This window comes from Rhodococcus sp. PSBB066 (assembly GCF_017068255.1).
Taxonomy (GTDB): Bacteria; Actinomycetota; Actinomycetes; order Mycobacteriales; family Mycobacteriaceae; genus Rhodococcus; species Rhodococcus aetherivorans.
Map to the genome: position 1 here is coordinate 5,569,149 of NZ_CP070859.1, position 15,219 is coordinate 5,584,367.

Sequence of the window (15,219 nt, forward strand, 5' to 3'; positions counted from 1 at the left end):
TCCGGTGCGGGTGCCCGCACCGGAGCCGGCCGGAACATGGTCAGGTTCGGCTCGCCGCGCGCGGGCGGGGCACCAGCCGGGGCACGCGGGCACTGTAGTCGCGGTACCGGTCGCCGAACGTGTCGGTCAGATCGTGTTCCTCGAACCGCAGCGCGACGAGGATGTATCCGGTGGTGACCGCGGCGAACAGCAGGTGGCCCACGCTCATCGTCGGCGCCACCCAGAACGCGATCAGGAAGCCGAGATACAACGGGTGACGCACCACGCGGTACAGCATCGGGGTGCGGAATACGACTTCGGCCGGGGGTTTTCCGGCGAAGTTCCGCAGCACCTGCCGCAGGCCGAACAGGTCGAAGTGGTCGATCGCGAACGTCGATGCGAGCACGAGGCCCCATCCTGCGAAGGACACCGCATAGAGCACCACGCGCACCGGTGTCGCGTCCACGTCCCAGATCTCCTGTGGCAGTGGATGCCACTGCCACATCACCAGCGCCAGGGCGGCGGTGGCGAACAGGACGAACGTGGAGCGTTCGATCGGCTGTGGGACGATGCGGGTCCATCGGTCCTTGAACCAGGGCCGGGCCATGACCGAATGCTGAACGGCGAACACGGACAACAGGGCCAGGTTCACCATCACGGCGACGACGATCGGCGTCTGCGGCCCCTCGTCGATGGTGCGGGGCACCACGAGACCTTCGACCCACCCGATCGAGTACAGGAACACCGCGAAGAACACGGCGTAGGCGGCCGCGCCGTACGCGGTCATCAGGGTGCGGCCGAGGCGGCCCCTGTCGGTCGTCTGCAACATCGTCGAACCTTCCCTCCTCCGGGCGCGCCGGCCCGTGCCACAGTCGGCGGATGTGCCGTGTGACCACGGTGCGCCAACGCGCCGGAGGACGACAGGCACCCCGGGGTGAGGTTTTCGGCACCCGGGGCGGGCGGTCATCCGCTGCCGCGGGCCACGTCCTGCGGGTCGATGTCGTCGCGCAACCCGCGCCAGCTCGGATGCCAGAGCTTGCCGGCGTCGGTCCACTCCCGGAACCGCACCTCCCCCACCAGCTTCGGGCTCACCCACACCGCGTCCCGCGCGTCCTCGCGCGGGACGTCGCCGGCGAAGGGGGTGGTGCGGCGCCGCAGACCCGCCATGGCGGCCGACAGTTCGGCGAGCTGGGGTTCGTCGAAGCCGGTGCCGACGCGGCCGACGTACTCCAGCCCGGCCTCGCCCTGCACGCCGACCAGCAGCGAGCCGAAGGTGCCGGCGCGGGCCCCCTTGCCGAGGCGCCAGCCCCCGATGACGACGTCCTGGGTGAGCCAGTTCTTCGACTTCACCCAGTCGGGGCTGCGCCGACCCGGCACGTACACCGAGTTCCGCCGCTTGGCCACCACCCCCTCCCAGCCCCGCCGGGTGCTCTCCTCCAGCGCTTCGGATCCGTTGCCGTGCAACAGGTCCGGAACGACCAGCCCGTCGGCCGCGGCGGCGAGCGCGTCGAGCACGCGCCGCCGGTCGGAATACGGCTTCCGGTACAGGGTCACCCCGTCGAGGAAGAGGACGTCGAACACGAAGTACTGCGGGGTGCCCCCGGTCCGCAGCCGCCGGAAGCTTGTGACGCCGAGGGTGTCGCACGCGACCACCTCGCCGTCGAGGACCACCTCGTGCCCGTCGAGGATGCGGGTGAGATCGGCGAGAGCGGGGTAGTCGCCGGTGATGTCGCGGCCGGAACGCGAATGCAGCCGCAGCTGCCCGTTCTCGATCTCGGCGACGGCGCGGTAGCCGTCCCACTTGCCCTCGAACGCCCATTCGCCGGCGTCGAGACCGGTCACCTCACCCGGTGTCGCGAGCATGGGCTCGAGGTCGCGCGGGAAGCTCGTCGGCGGGCCCGGCGGCGCGCTCTGGTCCTTCATGCGGTGCGCGAGCCACTGGTTGCCGGCCGTGCGGATCAGCGCGTACCGGCCCTGCACCCGCGCGCCGTGCAGGCGCACGATCACCTCGTCGTCGCGCCATTTCTCGGTGTCGTAGGTGCCGGTGTCCCAGATCGTCATGCCGCCGGCGCCGTACTCCCCCTTGGGAATCACGCCGTGGAAGGTGAGGTACTCGAGCGGATGGTCCTCGGTGCGCACCGCGAGGTTGTTGCGGCCGGGATCGTCCGGCAGATTCTTCGGCACCGCCCACGACGCGAGCACCCCGTCGCGCTCGAGCCTCAGGTCGTAGTGCAGGCGGCGGGCGTGGTGCTCCTGGATGACGAAGGAATTGCCCGGTCCGGATCCCACGGTGGCGGGGACGGGTTCGGGGGTGCGGGACGGGTCGCGCTTGTGCCGGTACTCGGTCAGGGCGTCGGACTCGGGCAGCGGCGGGTCGAGCGCGGCGAGCGGGTCGGGTCCGGCCTCGAGGCGCGCGAGCACCTCGTCGAACCGCAATTGGTGCAACCCGGGGTCGTCGAGTTCGTCCCAGGTGCGGGGCGCGGCGACCCACGGCTGCTCCCGACCGCGCAGGGAATACGGCGCGATGGTCGTCTTGGCCTGGTTGTTCTGGCTCCAGTCGAGGAACACCCGGCCACCGCGCACGGCCTTCGCCATGGTGGCGGTGACCAGGTCGGGATGCAGCGTCTCGAGGTTGATCGCCACCTGCTTCGCCACGGTCGACGCCCCGCCCGGTGCAAGCTCGCGGTCGAGCGGCACATACAGGTGTATCCCCTTGCTGCCGCTGGTGACCGGGTAGGCCGGCCAGCCCAGCCCGCCGACCATGTCGCGCACCAGGCGGGCAACCTCGGCGCACTGCGCCAGCGTGACCCCCTCCCCCGGGTCGAGGTCGAACACGATCCGCGTCGCGGGACCCGGAACGGAACCCGAGAACCGCCACTGCGGCACGTGCAGCTCGAGTGCCGCCTGCTGCCCCAGCCAGGCCAGCGACGCCACGGAGTCGAAGACCGGATACGTCACCGACCGCTGCTTGTGGTGAACAGTCTTGCGGGTGAGCCACTTCGGCGCGTGGGAGGCGAGGTTCTTCTCGAAGAACGACTCGCCGCCGACACCCTCGGGCCAGCGTTTGCGGGTGCCGGGCCGGCCCGCGACGTGAGGTAGCAGCACCGGGGCGACGGCGACGTAGTAGTCGACCACGTCGGCCTTCGTCGTGCCCGTGCTCGGGTACAGCACCTTGTCGAGGTTCGTCAGGTTCAGACGACGGCCTTCGAACGTGCGGGTCGTCATCGCCTCATTCTGCCGAGCGCGGCCCGCGGGCGCGCACTTCTCGCGCCGGTCCCCGGCGTGTCGCCCGCGCGGAGGGCGCTTTCGGTGCTGCGCTCACGAGCACCTTCGGCGCTGGGACACATGAGCGCCTTCGGTGCTGGGACCCATGGGCGCCTTCGGCGCTGCGGCTCAGCTGTAGAGTTCGGCGAACCGGCGCAGCGAGGCCTCGATGTCGCCGTGCAGGGCCCGCGCGACGCCGGAGCCGATCGGCCCGAACAGCGGTGCCCCGCCGAGGTCGATGTTCAGGCTGAGCACGGAGCCGATCCCGGCGGCCCGGACGGTCATCCGCAGCTTGAACCGGGTGCCGCCCTTGCCGGAACCGTGGAGCACGAGGTGGTGCGGCGAGTCGATCTCCCGGACGGTCCACGCGACCCGGTTACGCATGCCCTTGACCGAGACGACGGACTCGGCGGTGGTGCCGACGACGAGTTCGCTCGGCAGGTCGCTGCGCCACCCGTCGTGGATGGTCAGCCATTCGTCGAATCCGTGCAGGTCCGACGCCCGCACCCAGGTCACGTGCGGTTCGAGCGGAAGGTCGGTCGATACCTCGAGTTTGGCCATGCCCCGCAGCGTAGACGCCGAAGCGCGGACGCAGGGTGATCGACCCTGCGTCCGCGCTTCGTGGGTGTTGCCTAGTGGGCGACAGCCTTTTCGACACCGACACCGGTGAGGGAGCGGACCTCCATCTCGGCCTGCTTGGCCGGGTCCTCCAGCTTGCGCCGGCCGATGTAGGTACCGACGATGCCGAGGACGAAGGCCAGCGGGATCGACACGATGCCGGGGTTGGCGAGCGGGAAGAGGGCGAAGTCCGCGTTCGGGAACATCGAGGACGGCTTGCCGGACACCGCCGGGGAGAAGGCGATGAGCAGCAGGCAGCTGACCAGGCCGCCGTAGATGCTGAACAGGGCGCCGGTGGTGTTGAACTTCTTCCAGAACAGCGAGTACAGCAGCGTCGGCAGGTTGGCGGACGCGGCGACTGCGAAGGCCAGGGCCACCAGGAAGGCGATGTTCTGGCCCATCGCGAGGATGCCCAGCACGATCGAGACCACGCCGATCACTACGACGGTGATGCGGGAGACCCGCACCTGATCCTCCTCGGAGGCGTTGCCGCGCTTGATCACGCTGGCGTAGATGTCGTGGGCGAAGGACGCGGACGCGGTGATCGCGAGGCCGGCGACGACCGCGAGGATCGTGGCGAACGCGACGGCGGAGATGATGCCGAGGAAGATGGTGCCGCCGAGTTCGAAGGCGAGCAGCGGCGCGGCCGAGTTCTCCTTGCCGGGGGCGCCGAGGATGACGTCCGGTCCGACCATCTTGGCGGCACCGTAGCCGAGCACCAGGGTGAACAGGTAGAACCCGCCGATCAGGGCGATGGCCCAGGTCACCGAGCGCCGGGCCTCCTTGGCGGTGGGCACGGTGTAGAAGCGCATCAGCACGTGCGGCAGGCCGGCGGTGCCGAGCACCAGGGCGATGCCGAGCGAGACGAAGTCGAGCCGGGTCATGTCGCTGATGCCGTACTTGGCGCCGGGGGCGAGCACGTCGCGGCCGGCGACGGCCTCGTTGGTGGAGCTGTTCACCATGGCCTGCGCGTCGGCCAGCAGCTGCGAGAAGTTGCCGCGGACCGCGAGCAGCACGAGCACGAACATGATGCCGGCACCGGCGACGAGCAGCACGGCCTTGACCATCTGCACGTAGGTGGTGCCCTTCATGCCGCCGATGAGCACGTACACGATCATCAGGACGCCGACCACGGCGACGACGATGCCCTGGCCGAGCTTGCCGTCGATGTTGAGCAGCAGCGCGACGAGGCCACCCGCACCGGCCATCTGGGCGAGCAGGTAGAACAGCGACACCGCGAGGGTGGACAGCGCGGCGGCCATACGCACCGGACGCTGCTTGAGCCGGAAGCTCAGGACATCGGCCATGGTGAACCGGCCGGTGTTGCGCAGCAGTTCGGCGACGAGCAGCAGGGCGACGAGCCAGGCGACGAGGAAGCCGATGGAGTACAGGAATCCGTCGTAGCCGTAGACGGCGATGGCGCCGGCGATGCCGAGGAACGACGCGGCCGACAGGTAGTCGCCGGCGATCGCGAAGCCGTTCTGCGGGCCGGAGAACTGCCCGCCGCCGGTGTAGAAGTCCGAGGCCTTCTTGGTGGAGCGGCTGGCCCGGATGACCAGGCTCATCGTCACGACGACGAATGCGACGAAAATCGCGATGTTGAACAAGGGGTTGCCGACGTCGGTGGCACCCTGGGCCAGAACTGTCACTGGGCCGGTCCTTCCAGCTCTTCACGGATCGCGGCGGACCGCGGATCCAGGTCACGGTTGGCGAACCGCACGTAGAGCGCGGTGATGACGAAGGTCGATACGAACTGCGCGAGTCCGAGGATCAGGCCGAGGTTGATGTTGCCGAGCACCTTGGTCGCCATGAAGTCGGCGGCGTAGGTGGCCAGCAGGACGTACACGAAGTACCAGGTGAGGAAGAGCCCCGTCATCGGGAAGACGAACCGCCGGAGCCGGCGGCGCAAGTCCTGGAACTCCGGACTCGCCTGCATGTCGACGAAGTCCTGCGCATCGGGCGTGCGGCGCTCGAGCGCCCCGCCCTTGCCGAGGTGAGCTGTGGTCACTGCCGACTCCTTGGTCGTGGCTTCAGGGATCGCCCCTGTGAGACGTACTACCAGTAGACCGTAATGAGACGAGAGTCACACGAGAAGATGGTGGCACCGGTCACACGCCGAGCTGTCGACCGGTGCGGCGAACGGTCCCCCGGGCGCGACGAGTGGCGGCTCAGTGGCCTCGCGGCCGGGGCGACTTTCCGGGTCCGCGCCGGTCCGCGGGGTCGCCGGTGTCCTCGAACGCCCCGAGCTCCCGGTCCCGGCCCATCCCCAGCCGCTCGGGCACGTGCATGCGGGAGAAGACGCGACCGATGTCCGCCGGGACGCGGGATCGGGTGGCGAGGCTGACGACGACCATGGTGACGAACGCGAGTGGCACGCTCACGGCGGCCGGGTAGCCGATGACGGCGGCGAGCCAGCCTCCGCCCGTCCCGGGGTCGATGCGCACCAGCACGACCACCAGGGCCGCGCCGCCGGCCACCACCGCGCCGACCACCATGCCCGCGGCCGCCCCGGCCGCGGTGAGCCCGCGCCACCAGATGCCGAGCATCAGCAGCGGACACAGCGTGGAGGCGGCCACCGCGAACACCAGACCCACCGCCCGCGACAGGTCCAGCGACGTCACCGCCAGCGACAGGCCGAGCGGCACCAGGCCGGCGAGGACGGCCGCGATCCGGAAGTCCCGCACCCGCCCCCGCAGCACGTCGGTGGACAGCACGCCGGCGACGCTGACCAGCAACCCCGAGGACGTGGACAGGAACGCCGCGATCGCGCCGGCGGCGACGAGCGCGGCGAGCAGCTGGCCGCCCCAGCCGGACAGGACCGACCCCGGCAGCAGCAGCACGGCCGCGTCGGAGCGGCCGGTGATGAGCAGTTGCGGCACGTACAGGCGCGCGAACACCCCGAGCAGCGTCGGGAACAGATAGAACACGCCGAGCAGGGCGATCACCGCGAGCGACGTCATGCGGGCCGCACGCCCGTCGGGGTTGGTGTAGAAGCGCACCAGCACGTGCGGCAGCCCCATGGTGCCGAGGAAGGTGGCGAGGATCAGCGAATACACCTGGAACATCGGGTGCGCGCCGCCGATCCCGCCGCCGGGCGCGGCCCAGTCGTCGTTGGTGGCGGGTGCCCCGGCCACCACCGGCACGGCTGCGCCGGGCTCGAGCACCAGCGCTGTGCCGGCGGCCACCTCGTGCTCGCCGGGCGCGAGCAGCACGGTGCCGTCCACGGTCCGTCCGTCGACCCGTCCGGTGGCGGCGACCTCGAGGGGCTCGCCGACCTGGACGACGACGTCGGTGGTGACGTCGACGGTGGTGCGCTCGGTGACCGTCGGCGGCGCCGGCTGCCCGACGGCGCGGTCGTCGTCGAGGAAGTGGACGGCGAGCACGAGGGCCGGCACCGCGACGGCGGTGAGCTTGAGCCAGTACTGGAACGCCTGGACGAAGGTGATCGAGCGCATGCCGCCACCGACGACGTTGCCGACGACGATCAAGCCGACCGCGACGACGCCGACCCAGTCGGGGACGCCGAGCAGGATGTTCAGGGTCAGTCCCGCGCCCTGGAACTGGGGGACGAGGTAGAGCACGCAGACGACGGCGACGATCACCATCGCCAGGGTGCGCAGCCATCGCGCGCCGAGCCGGAACTCCGCGAAGTCGGGCACCGTATAGGCGCCGGACCGGCGCAGCGGCGCGGCGACGAACAGCAGCAGGCCCAGGTAGCCCGCCGTGAAGCCCACCGGATACCACAGGGCGTCGGCACCGTACTTGGCGATCAGCCCGGCCACTCCGAGAAACGAGGCGGCGGAGAGGTATTCACCGGATATGGCGGCGGCGTTCCAGCGGGGGCCGACGCTGCGGGAGGCGATGAGGAAGTCGGAGGTGGTGCGGGCCAGCCGGACTCCGTAGATGCCGATCGCGACGGTGGCGGCGGCTGCGACGACGAGCCCGATGACGGTGACGACGGGGATCGAACCGGTATCCATGAGCCGCTCAGTCGTCGACCAGGTCGGTGAAGTCCTGCTCGTTGCGTTCGGCCAGGCGGACGTAGAGCCCGCCGATGCCGAGCAGCAGCGGGTATCCGACGAATCCGAGCAGCAGCCACGGCAACCGGATGCCGAGCACCGTCAGGTCCGTCAGGCGCGGCACGAAGTGGAACAGCAGCGGCAGGGCACACAGCAGGCACACCGCCACGAGCGAGAGCCGCGCGGCGAGGCCGAGCTGGGCTCGGACCAGGCCGCGCACCATGGCCTCCCCGACCTCGGTCTGTTCCTGGACCTCTACGCGGGTGCGCACCATGCGGGCGCCGCGGCGCTGGGCGAGCACCACCCGTTCGCGCGGCGGCGGGCCGCCCGAACCACGCGGCGGCGGGCCGCCCGAACCACGCGGCGGCGGGCCGCCCGAACCACGCGGCGGCGGGCCGCCCGAACCACGCGGCGGCGGGCCGCCCGAACCATGCGGCGGCGGGTTGCCGGACGGACTCATCTGGTCGTCCAGGTCTGCATCGGTCCGCGGATCAGGCGGTCCTTGAGCTCGCGGGTGTGGCGACGGCTCACCGGCAGTTCGACGGGCGGCTTGCCCTCCTCGGCCCGCAGGCACACGACGAGGCCGGAGCCGACGCTGCGAATGCCGGTCACCAGGGGCAGCGACACGAGGTAGGAGCGGTGCACCCGCAGGAACCCGGCGTCTGCCCAGCGGCTCTCGAGGGTGGAGATGGGGATGCGCACCAGGTGGGAGCCGGTGCCGGTGTGCAGGCGTGCGTAGTCGCCGTCGGCCTCGACCCACTGCACCGACGACCGCGGCACCAGTGTGGTCACGCCGCCGAGTTCGACGGGGATCACCTCGTCCGCCGCGGCCGCGCCCGCGGCGGCGGATTCGGTTTCGCGGGTGCGGCGGCGCTCGGCGATGCGGCGCACCGCCTCGGCGAGACGTTCCTCGCGCAGGGGTTTGAGCAGGTAGTCGACCGCGCCGAGGTCGAAGGCCGCCACCGCACGGTCGTCGTGCGCGGTCACGAACACAACGGCGGGCGGGTTCGCGAAGTTGCGCAGGATGCCGGCGAGCTCCAGGCCGTCGAGGCCGGGCATGTTGATGTCGAGGAACACCGCATCGATCCCGCCGTCGCGCAGCAGCCGCAGGGCGGTGGTCGCCTCGCCCGCGGTGTGGACATGGCCGATCTCCTCGCGTCGCCGCAGCAGGTACGCGAGCTCGTCGAGGGCCGGCGGTTCGTCGTCGACGGCCAGCACGGTGAGGGTGTCGGTGGTGTCGTTCACAGCCGGTCCATCGTGCCATGCCGGACCGTCCGCGCGGAGCGGACCGGTCCACTCGCGCGGAGCGGGGCCGGGTGGCGGAAGGGTCGCGTCATGCCCGTATCCCGGGCCGGAACTTCGGCACCCGCATGCTGACCTTCGTTCCGGCCCCCGGCGCCGTCTCGACGACGAGGCCGTAGTCGTTGCCGAACGCTGCGCGCAGGCGATCGTCGACGTTGGCCAGTCCCACGTGCGCCGCCTCCTTGGCGCTGGTGCGCCCCTGTCCCTCGGCGACGGCGTCGAGATCGCCGGAGCGCAGGAGTTCGGGGTCCATGCCGACGCCGTCGTCCTCGACGCTGATGACGCAGTCGGTGCCCTCGTCCGCGGCGACGATGCTGATGGTGCCGGTGCGGGTGCTCTTGCCCGCGATGCCGTGCCGCACGGCGTTCTCGACGAGGGGCTGCAGGGCGAGGAACGGCAGCACCACGTTGAGCACCTCCGGCGCGACCTGCAGCCGCACCTCGAGGGCGTTGCCGAACCGGGCCCGCTCGAGCGTGAGATACCGGTCGATGTTGCGCAGTTCGTCGGCGAGCAGCGTGTACTCCCCGGCCGCGCGGAACGAGTACCGGGTGAAGTCGGCGAATTCGAGGAGCAGTTCGCGGGCGCGTTCGGGGTCGGTGCGCACGAACGACGCGACGGTGCCCAGGGCGTTGTAGATGAAGTGCGGGCTGATCTGAGCGCGCAGCGCCAGCATCTCGGCGCGGTCGAGGCGGGCGCGGGAGGCGTCGAGTTCGGCGAGTTCGATCTGGCTGCAGGCGTAGCGGGCGACCTCGGTGAGCACGCCGAGCAGAGCCGGGCCGGGCTCGGTGGTGGTCACGACGCCGAGCGCACCGACGACCCCGACGTTGTCGATGACGAGCGGCTGCACGATCACGGCGCGCGCGGCCTGCTCGTCGGGACCGCGCTGGAGGTCGCCGTGCCCGACGAGGACGCGCCGGTCGTCGGCGATCGCGCGCTTCGCGGCGGTGAGCAACTGGGCGGACAGCCCTTCGAAGGGGCCGCTCCACGCCAGGCGGGTGCCGTCCGCGTCGACGAGCGCGACGGACGACGTGCCGGTGAGCGAGCGCAGGTGCGGGGCGGCCTCCTGCGCGGACGTCGCGTCGAGGCCCCGGCGCAGCGGCCGCGCGGCCAGCGACGCGGTGTGCAGGGTGGCGTGCACGGCACGTTCGGCCGGTGTGGTCAGGCCGCGCCGGGTGCGCAGCCACAGCACGGTGACGCCGGCGACGACGAGCAACGCGACGGCCAGGAGTGCGGCGAGGGTTGCGCTCACCGCGGGTCCGGTCCCGGCTCGGCGTCGAGCCGCGCGACGAGGGTCTTCGGCGCGACGGTGCGGTACGCGTCCTCGACGATGTCCGCGACGTCGTCCCAGAAGGCGTCGCCGGTGGCGCCGGGGCCGTCGAGGCGGACCCCGATCCAGCCACGGGTGCCGACGTACGGCGGCCGGAAGAAGCGATCCGGGTCCCGCTCGATCCAATCCTGTTGTGCGCCCGCGGGTGCGGCCGCCCAGAACGCGACACGGTCGTCGTGGTGGTGGTCGGCGAAGGTGGCGAACTGCGGGGAGCGGCGGACGAACCAGGCCGGTTCGCCGTGGCTGACGCGTTCGGTGACGTCCGGAAGCGCGGTGCACAGGGCACGCAGGCGGTCGAGCGGACTCATCATGGGTTCACGCTAGGCCACCGCAGCGACGCCGTTGCGGGGTACACGGTGGCCGGGTGCACGCGGATCGGCGCGGCGCCGGCCGGTGCCCGCACAGGCCTCAGCAGCAACGTGCCCCCGGGTTCGCGTCCGCGGCGGCGTAACGGGTGCGCCAGTACTCGCGTTCGGTGGGGATCTCGGCTCCGGGGTGCAGCCGTTCCAGGTGGGCGACGTAACGCGCGTAGTCGTGGTCGCCCATCAGCGCTCCGATCCACCAGCGCACCGTTCGTCCCCGCGCGGCGAGCGCGGCGAGCACCCTACTCATGGTGCGCTCCGGTCGGCTCCGAGCGGGGGCCGCGAGCGGGACGGATGTGCGCGGCGCCCGGGGCGCGCACGCGTCCGGACGCGATGAGCACGTCCCACTGGTGCTGTATTCGTTTCTCGGCGGCCGTGGGTACGAACCCGGCCGGGGCGAAGATCTTCGACGGAACGTCGGGAGCCTCGGTGGTGGGCAGCCCTCCGGCCCGGAACGCCTTGACGCACACGATGGCTCCCGCGACGGCGACGATCAGCACGAGACTCGCGAACACGATCGACAGTGTGCCCTGGATGAAGGTGTTGCGGATCACCGCGTCGATCGCGGCGGGGCTCGTCGCGGACCGGAAACTGGTCTCCCCTGCGTCCTTGGCGGCCTGGAAGTCGAAGTGCTGGGTCCAGTACCCGATCGCGGGATCCCCCGAGAAGATCTTCTGCCACGAGGCGGTCATCGTCACGATCAGGTCCCACACGAGCGGAACGCCCGGGATCCATGCCCATTTGAACAGGCCCTTCTTCATCACCACGGTGAGCACGACCGTCAGGGCGATCGCGGCGAGCAGCTGGTTGGCGATGCCGAACAGCGGGAAGAGGGTGTTGATGCCCCCGAGCGGATCGGTGACGCCCATCAGCAGGATCGCGCCCCACGCGGCCACGACCAGCAGAGAGCACAGCCACGCGCCCGGACGCCACGACGGGTCCTTGAACCGGCGTGCCGCTCCCCCGAAGTTGCCGAGCGAATCCGAGAGCATGAAGCGGGCGACGCGGGTGCCGGCGTCGACGGTCGTGAGGATGAACAGGGCCTCGAACATGATCGCGAAGTGGTACCAGAACGACTTCAGCGCGTCGCCACCGAACAGGTCGCTCAGCACGCTGGACATCCCGAACGCGAGGGTCGGGGCGCCGCCGGTGCGCGAGATGATCGAGTCCTCCCCGACGTCGGCGGCGGCCTGGGAGATGGCCTCCGGGGTGATGTCCGGAGCACCCAGTCCGAGGCCGTTGACGTAGTCCGCCGCAGTGGCGGGAGTGCCTCCGGTCACGCCGGCCGGGGCGTTGAGCACGAAGTACAGATGCTGATCGATCACACAGGCGGTGATCAGCGCCATGATCGCCACGAAGGATTCGGTGAGCATGCCCCCGTACCCGATCAGCCGGGTCTGCTTCTCCTTCTCGAGCAGCTTCGGGGTCGTGCCTGAGGAGATGAGCGCGTGGAAGCCGGACAGTGCGCCGCAGGCGATGGTGATGAACAGGAACGGGAACAGCGATCCGGCGAAGGCCGGGCCGTTGCCCTCGAGAGCGAAGGAGGTGACGTCCGGCATCTGCAGGGTCGGGCGGACGATGAGAATACCCACGGCGAGCAGCGCGATCGTCCCGACCTTCATGAACGTGGACAGGTAGTCTCGCGGCGCCAGCAGCAGCCACACCGGTAGCACCGAGGCGGCGAATCCGTACGCGATCATCAGCCACGTGATGGTGACCTTGGACAGGGTGAACCACTCGGCTCCCCAGTCCGTTTCGGCCACCCAGCCGCCGGCGACGATGGCCAGCAGGAGCAGTGCGACGCCGATGAGCGAGACCTCCGAGACCCGGCCCGGCCGCAGGTAACGCAGGTACACCCCCATGAAGAGGGCGATGGGGATGGTCATCGCGATGGAGAACAGACCCCACGGGCTCTCGGCGAGCGCATTGACCACGACCAGAGCGAGAACCGCGATGAGGATGATCATGATGACGAAGACCGCGACCATGGCGGCGATTCCGCCGACGACGCCCAGTTCCTCCCGCGCCATCTGACCGAGGCTGCGCCCGCGGCGCCGCGACGAGATCGACAGCACCAGGAAATCCTGCACCGCACCGGCGAACACGACGCCGAGGATGATCCACAGGGTGCCCGGCAGGTACCCCATCTGCGCGGCGAGCACCGGACCGACGAGAGGACCGGCGCCGGCGATCGCGGCGAAGTGGTGTCCGAACAGCACCCGCCGGTCCGTCGGGATGTAGTCCTTTCCGTTCTCGAGGATCTCCGCCGTGGTGGCCCGGTCGTCGCGCGGTTGGACGATCTTGCTCTCGACCAGCCTGGCGTAGAAGCGGTAGGCGATCAGATACGTGCACACCGCGGCGATCACGAACCAGACCGCGTTGACGTTCTCCCCGCGGACCACCGCGATCATCGTCCAGGCGACACCACCGAGCAGCGCCAGCACGACGAACACGACGCGGGCCGACGAAGGCATCGGGGAACGGTCGACGATGCCGACCGGCGGGAGGTCGGGATCCGTGCGCAGGTATTCGATCCGGGGCGGGGACTCGGGAACCGATTCGACGGCCATAAGGAATCCTAGAATCGTCTGCTCCCGCCCCGGCGGGAAAACGCGGATGTCGGCAGTCCGGGGCCCGGTCAGTACCGGGTGCGCCGGTTGAGCCGTTCCTCCGCGGCCGCCTCCTCGACGTCGAGTCCCTCGAGCACCGTGCGGAGCGTCTCGTCGTCGAGGTCGCCGTTGTCGCGTGCCGCGATCAGGGCCTGCCGCTGGGCGCGCAGCACGGAGCGCCGGAGCTTCTCGAACAGGGTGCCCGAGTCGGGCACGGCCGGTTCGTGCTCACCGGCCTCCTCGGCCTGCTGCGCTTCGAGGCGGGCCTTCATGGACCGGTTCACCCGGGCGAGGATGCGTTGCAGCGCCTCGGCGTCGACGCCGTCGGGCGGGTTCTTCGCGAGCAGCGCGAGGTGCTGTTCGGCGGCAGTGCCGGAGATGGTCCGCGCACGTTCCATCTGCTCCTGGGCATACAGCCGTTCGTAGGGATCGGCGACGTTCAGCACCCGGATGAGGGCCGGCATCGTCGCCCCCTGGATCAGCAGGGTGCCGACCGCGACCACGAAGGCGATCACCTGGATCGTCTCGCGACCGGGGAACGGCTCGCCGGAGGCCAGGACGAGCGGCACGCCCCCGGCGGCCGCGAGGGTCACCACACCGCGCATCCCGGCCCACGAGATCACCAGGTACTCACGGCCGGTGAACTGGTCGCGCCCCAGCCGGTCGAGCCCGACCTCCCGCGTGAGGCGGCGACGCGCCCAGTGCAGCAGCACCCACAGCGGCCGCACCGCGATCACCACACCGAGCACCGCGAACGCGTAGAGGAACGCGCGGTGCACGTCGAGACCGCTCTCGCGGACCTCGTCGATCACGAACTTCAGCTGCAGCCCCATGTAGGCGAAGACGAACATCTCGAGCAGCACGTCGAGGCTCTCCCACACCGCCCGTTCCTGGATGCGCGTCGCCACGGACGCGTCGGTGGCCCGGTGCCCCATGTACAGGCCGGCTGCGACCACGGCCAGCACACCGGACGCCTCGATCTCCTCGGCGGCCAGGTAGGCGGTGAACGGGAGCACCAGTCCCAGCACCGTTTCCAGCGGCGAGTCGTACATGCGGCCGCGCACCCGGTGCACCACGACGGCGAGCAGCAATCCGATCGTCACGCCGCCGGCCACCTCGTACCCGAAGAACACCACGGGCGAGTCCACCAGCACCCGGGTGCCGGCGACGGCGGAGACCGCGACGGTGAACAGGGTCAGCGCAGTCGCGTCGTTGACCAGACCCTCACCGGTGAGGACCGCGATGACGCGTTTGGGCAGTCCGAGTCGCTGTCCGACGGCGACGGCGCTGACCGCGTCGGTCGGCGCGACCACGGCCCCGAGCACGAGTGCGGCGCCGAGGGTCAGATCCGGCACCAGCGCCGAGGCGGAGAACGCGACGGCGAAGGCCGTGACCAGGACGGTGAAGATGCCCAGCCGCAGGATCGGCGCGAGGTGCCGGCGGAAGGTCGCCACGGAGAAGCGCAGCGCCGCCGAGTACAGCAGCGGCGGCAGCACCACCCCGAGGATGATGTCCGGATGCAGCTCGAGCCGCGGCATGCCGGGCAGGAACGAGGCGATCGAGCCGATGGTGACGAGGACCAGCGGGGCCTGGAGGTTTCCGCGGTTCGCGAGTCCGGTGACGGCGACGGCCGCGATGACGACGAGGAGGATCCAGGTCCCGTTCACCCGTCGATTGTGACCCGGACGGGCGGTGGGCGCCGCCGCACGATCCGAGTGCCCGGTGTCCGAGCCCACCGG

Annotated in this window: 13 protein-coding genes; all 13 read right to left on the bottom strand. The window is 70.7% G+C overall.

Annotation, left to right across the window (positions count from 1 at the left end; all coding sequences use genetic code 11):
- Positions 1-40: 40 nt before the first annotated feature.
- The 13 genes from mddA to JYA75_RS25425 all read right to left on the bottom strand — a co-directional run bounded on the left by mddA (position 41) and on the right by JYA75_RS25425 (position 15,147).
- On the bottom strand, positions 41-808 hold the full coding sequence (mddA, locus tag JYA75_RS25365) for a methanethiol S-methyltransferase (RefSeq protein WP_006930258.1): 768 nt from the start codon (positions 806-808) through the stop codon (positions 41-43).
- A gap of 134 nt (positions 809-942) precedes the next feature.
- On the bottom strand, positions 943-3,204 hold the full coding sequence (locus JYA75_RS25370; RefSeq protein ID WP_065922923.1) for an ATP-dependent DNA ligase: 2,262 nt from the start codon (positions 3,202-3,204) through the stop codon (positions 943-945).
- Positions 3,205-3,372: 168 nt separating this feature from the next.
- Positions 3,373-3,804, bottom strand: a complete 432-nt coding sequence (locus JYA75_RS25375) for an SRPBCC family protein (protein ID WP_006930253.1) — start codon at positions 3,802-3,804, stop codon at positions 3,373-3,375.
- Positions 3,805-3,875: 71 nt separating this feature from the next.
- Entirely contained in the window at positions 3,876-5,510 is a 1,635-nt protein-coding gene (locus JYA75_RS25380) for a cation acetate symporter (protein WP_006930252.1), read from the bottom strand.
- A complete protein-coding gene (locus JYA75_RS25385; protein WP_006930250.1) occupies positions 5,507-5,869 on the bottom strand; it encodes a DUF485 domain-containing protein in 363 nt (120 codons plus the stop codon). The genes JYA75_RS25380 and JYA75_RS25385 overlap by 4 nt, the downstream gene beginning before the upstream one ends.
- 160 nt (positions 5,870-6,029) lie before the next feature.
- Entirely contained in the window at positions 6,030-7,841 is a 1,812-nt protein-coding gene (locus JYA75_RS25390) for a cation acetate symporter (protein ID WP_203329512.1), read from the bottom strand.
- A 7-nt stretch (positions 7,842-7,848) separates the two neighbouring features.
- Positions 7,849-8,154, bottom strand: coding sequence for a hypothetical protein (locus tag JYA75_RS25395; RefSeq protein WP_202917667.1), 306 nt, complete (start codon positions 8,152-8,154; stop codon positions 7,849-7,851).
- Between the two features lie 182 nt (positions 8,155-8,336).
- A complete protein-coding gene (locus JYA75_RS25400) occupies positions 8,337-9,125 on the bottom strand; it encodes a LytTR family DNA-binding domain-containing protein (RefSeq protein WP_006946359.1) in 789 nt (262 codons plus the stop codon).
- A gap of 88 nt (positions 9,126-9,213) precedes the next feature.
- Positions 9,214-10,431: a histidine kinase gene (locus JYA75_RS25405; protein WP_203329513.1), complete on the bottom strand. Its 1,218-nt coding sequence runs from the start codon at positions 10,429-10,431 to the stop codon at positions 9,214-9,216.
- On the bottom strand, positions 10,428-10,817 hold the full coding sequence (locus tag JYA75_RS25410; protein WP_139310981.1) for an MmcQ/YjbR family DNA-binding protein: 390 nt from the start codon (positions 10,815-10,817) through the stop codon (positions 10,428-10,430). Before JYA75_RS25410 ends, JYA75_RS25405 begins: the two co-directional genes overlap by 4 nt.
- A gap of 100 nt (positions 10,818-10,917) precedes the next feature.
- Positions 10,918-11,121 carry a YbdD/YjiX family protein gene (locus JYA75_RS25415; RefSeq protein ID WP_044476511.1) on the bottom strand — a complete coding sequence of 68 codons (204 nt, stop codon included), beginning with the start codon at positions 11,119-11,121 and terminating at the stop codon, positions 10,918-10,920.
- Positions 11,114-13,441: a carbon starvation CstA family protein gene (locus JYA75_RS25420; RefSeq protein ID WP_203329514.1), complete on the bottom strand. Its 2,328-nt coding sequence runs from the start codon at positions 13,439-13,441 to the stop codon at positions 11,114-11,116. The genes JYA75_RS25415 and JYA75_RS25420 overlap by 8 nt, the downstream gene beginning before the upstream one ends.
- Positions 13,442-13,509: 68 nt before the next feature.
- Positions 13,510-15,147 (bottom strand): Na+/H+ antiporter, encoded by a 1,638-nt coding sequence (locus JYA75_RS25425; protein WP_050034731.1) that lies wholly within the window; start codon positions 15,145-15,147, stop codon positions 13,510-13,512.
- Between the last annotated feature and the right edge of the window lie 72 nt (positions 15,148-15,219).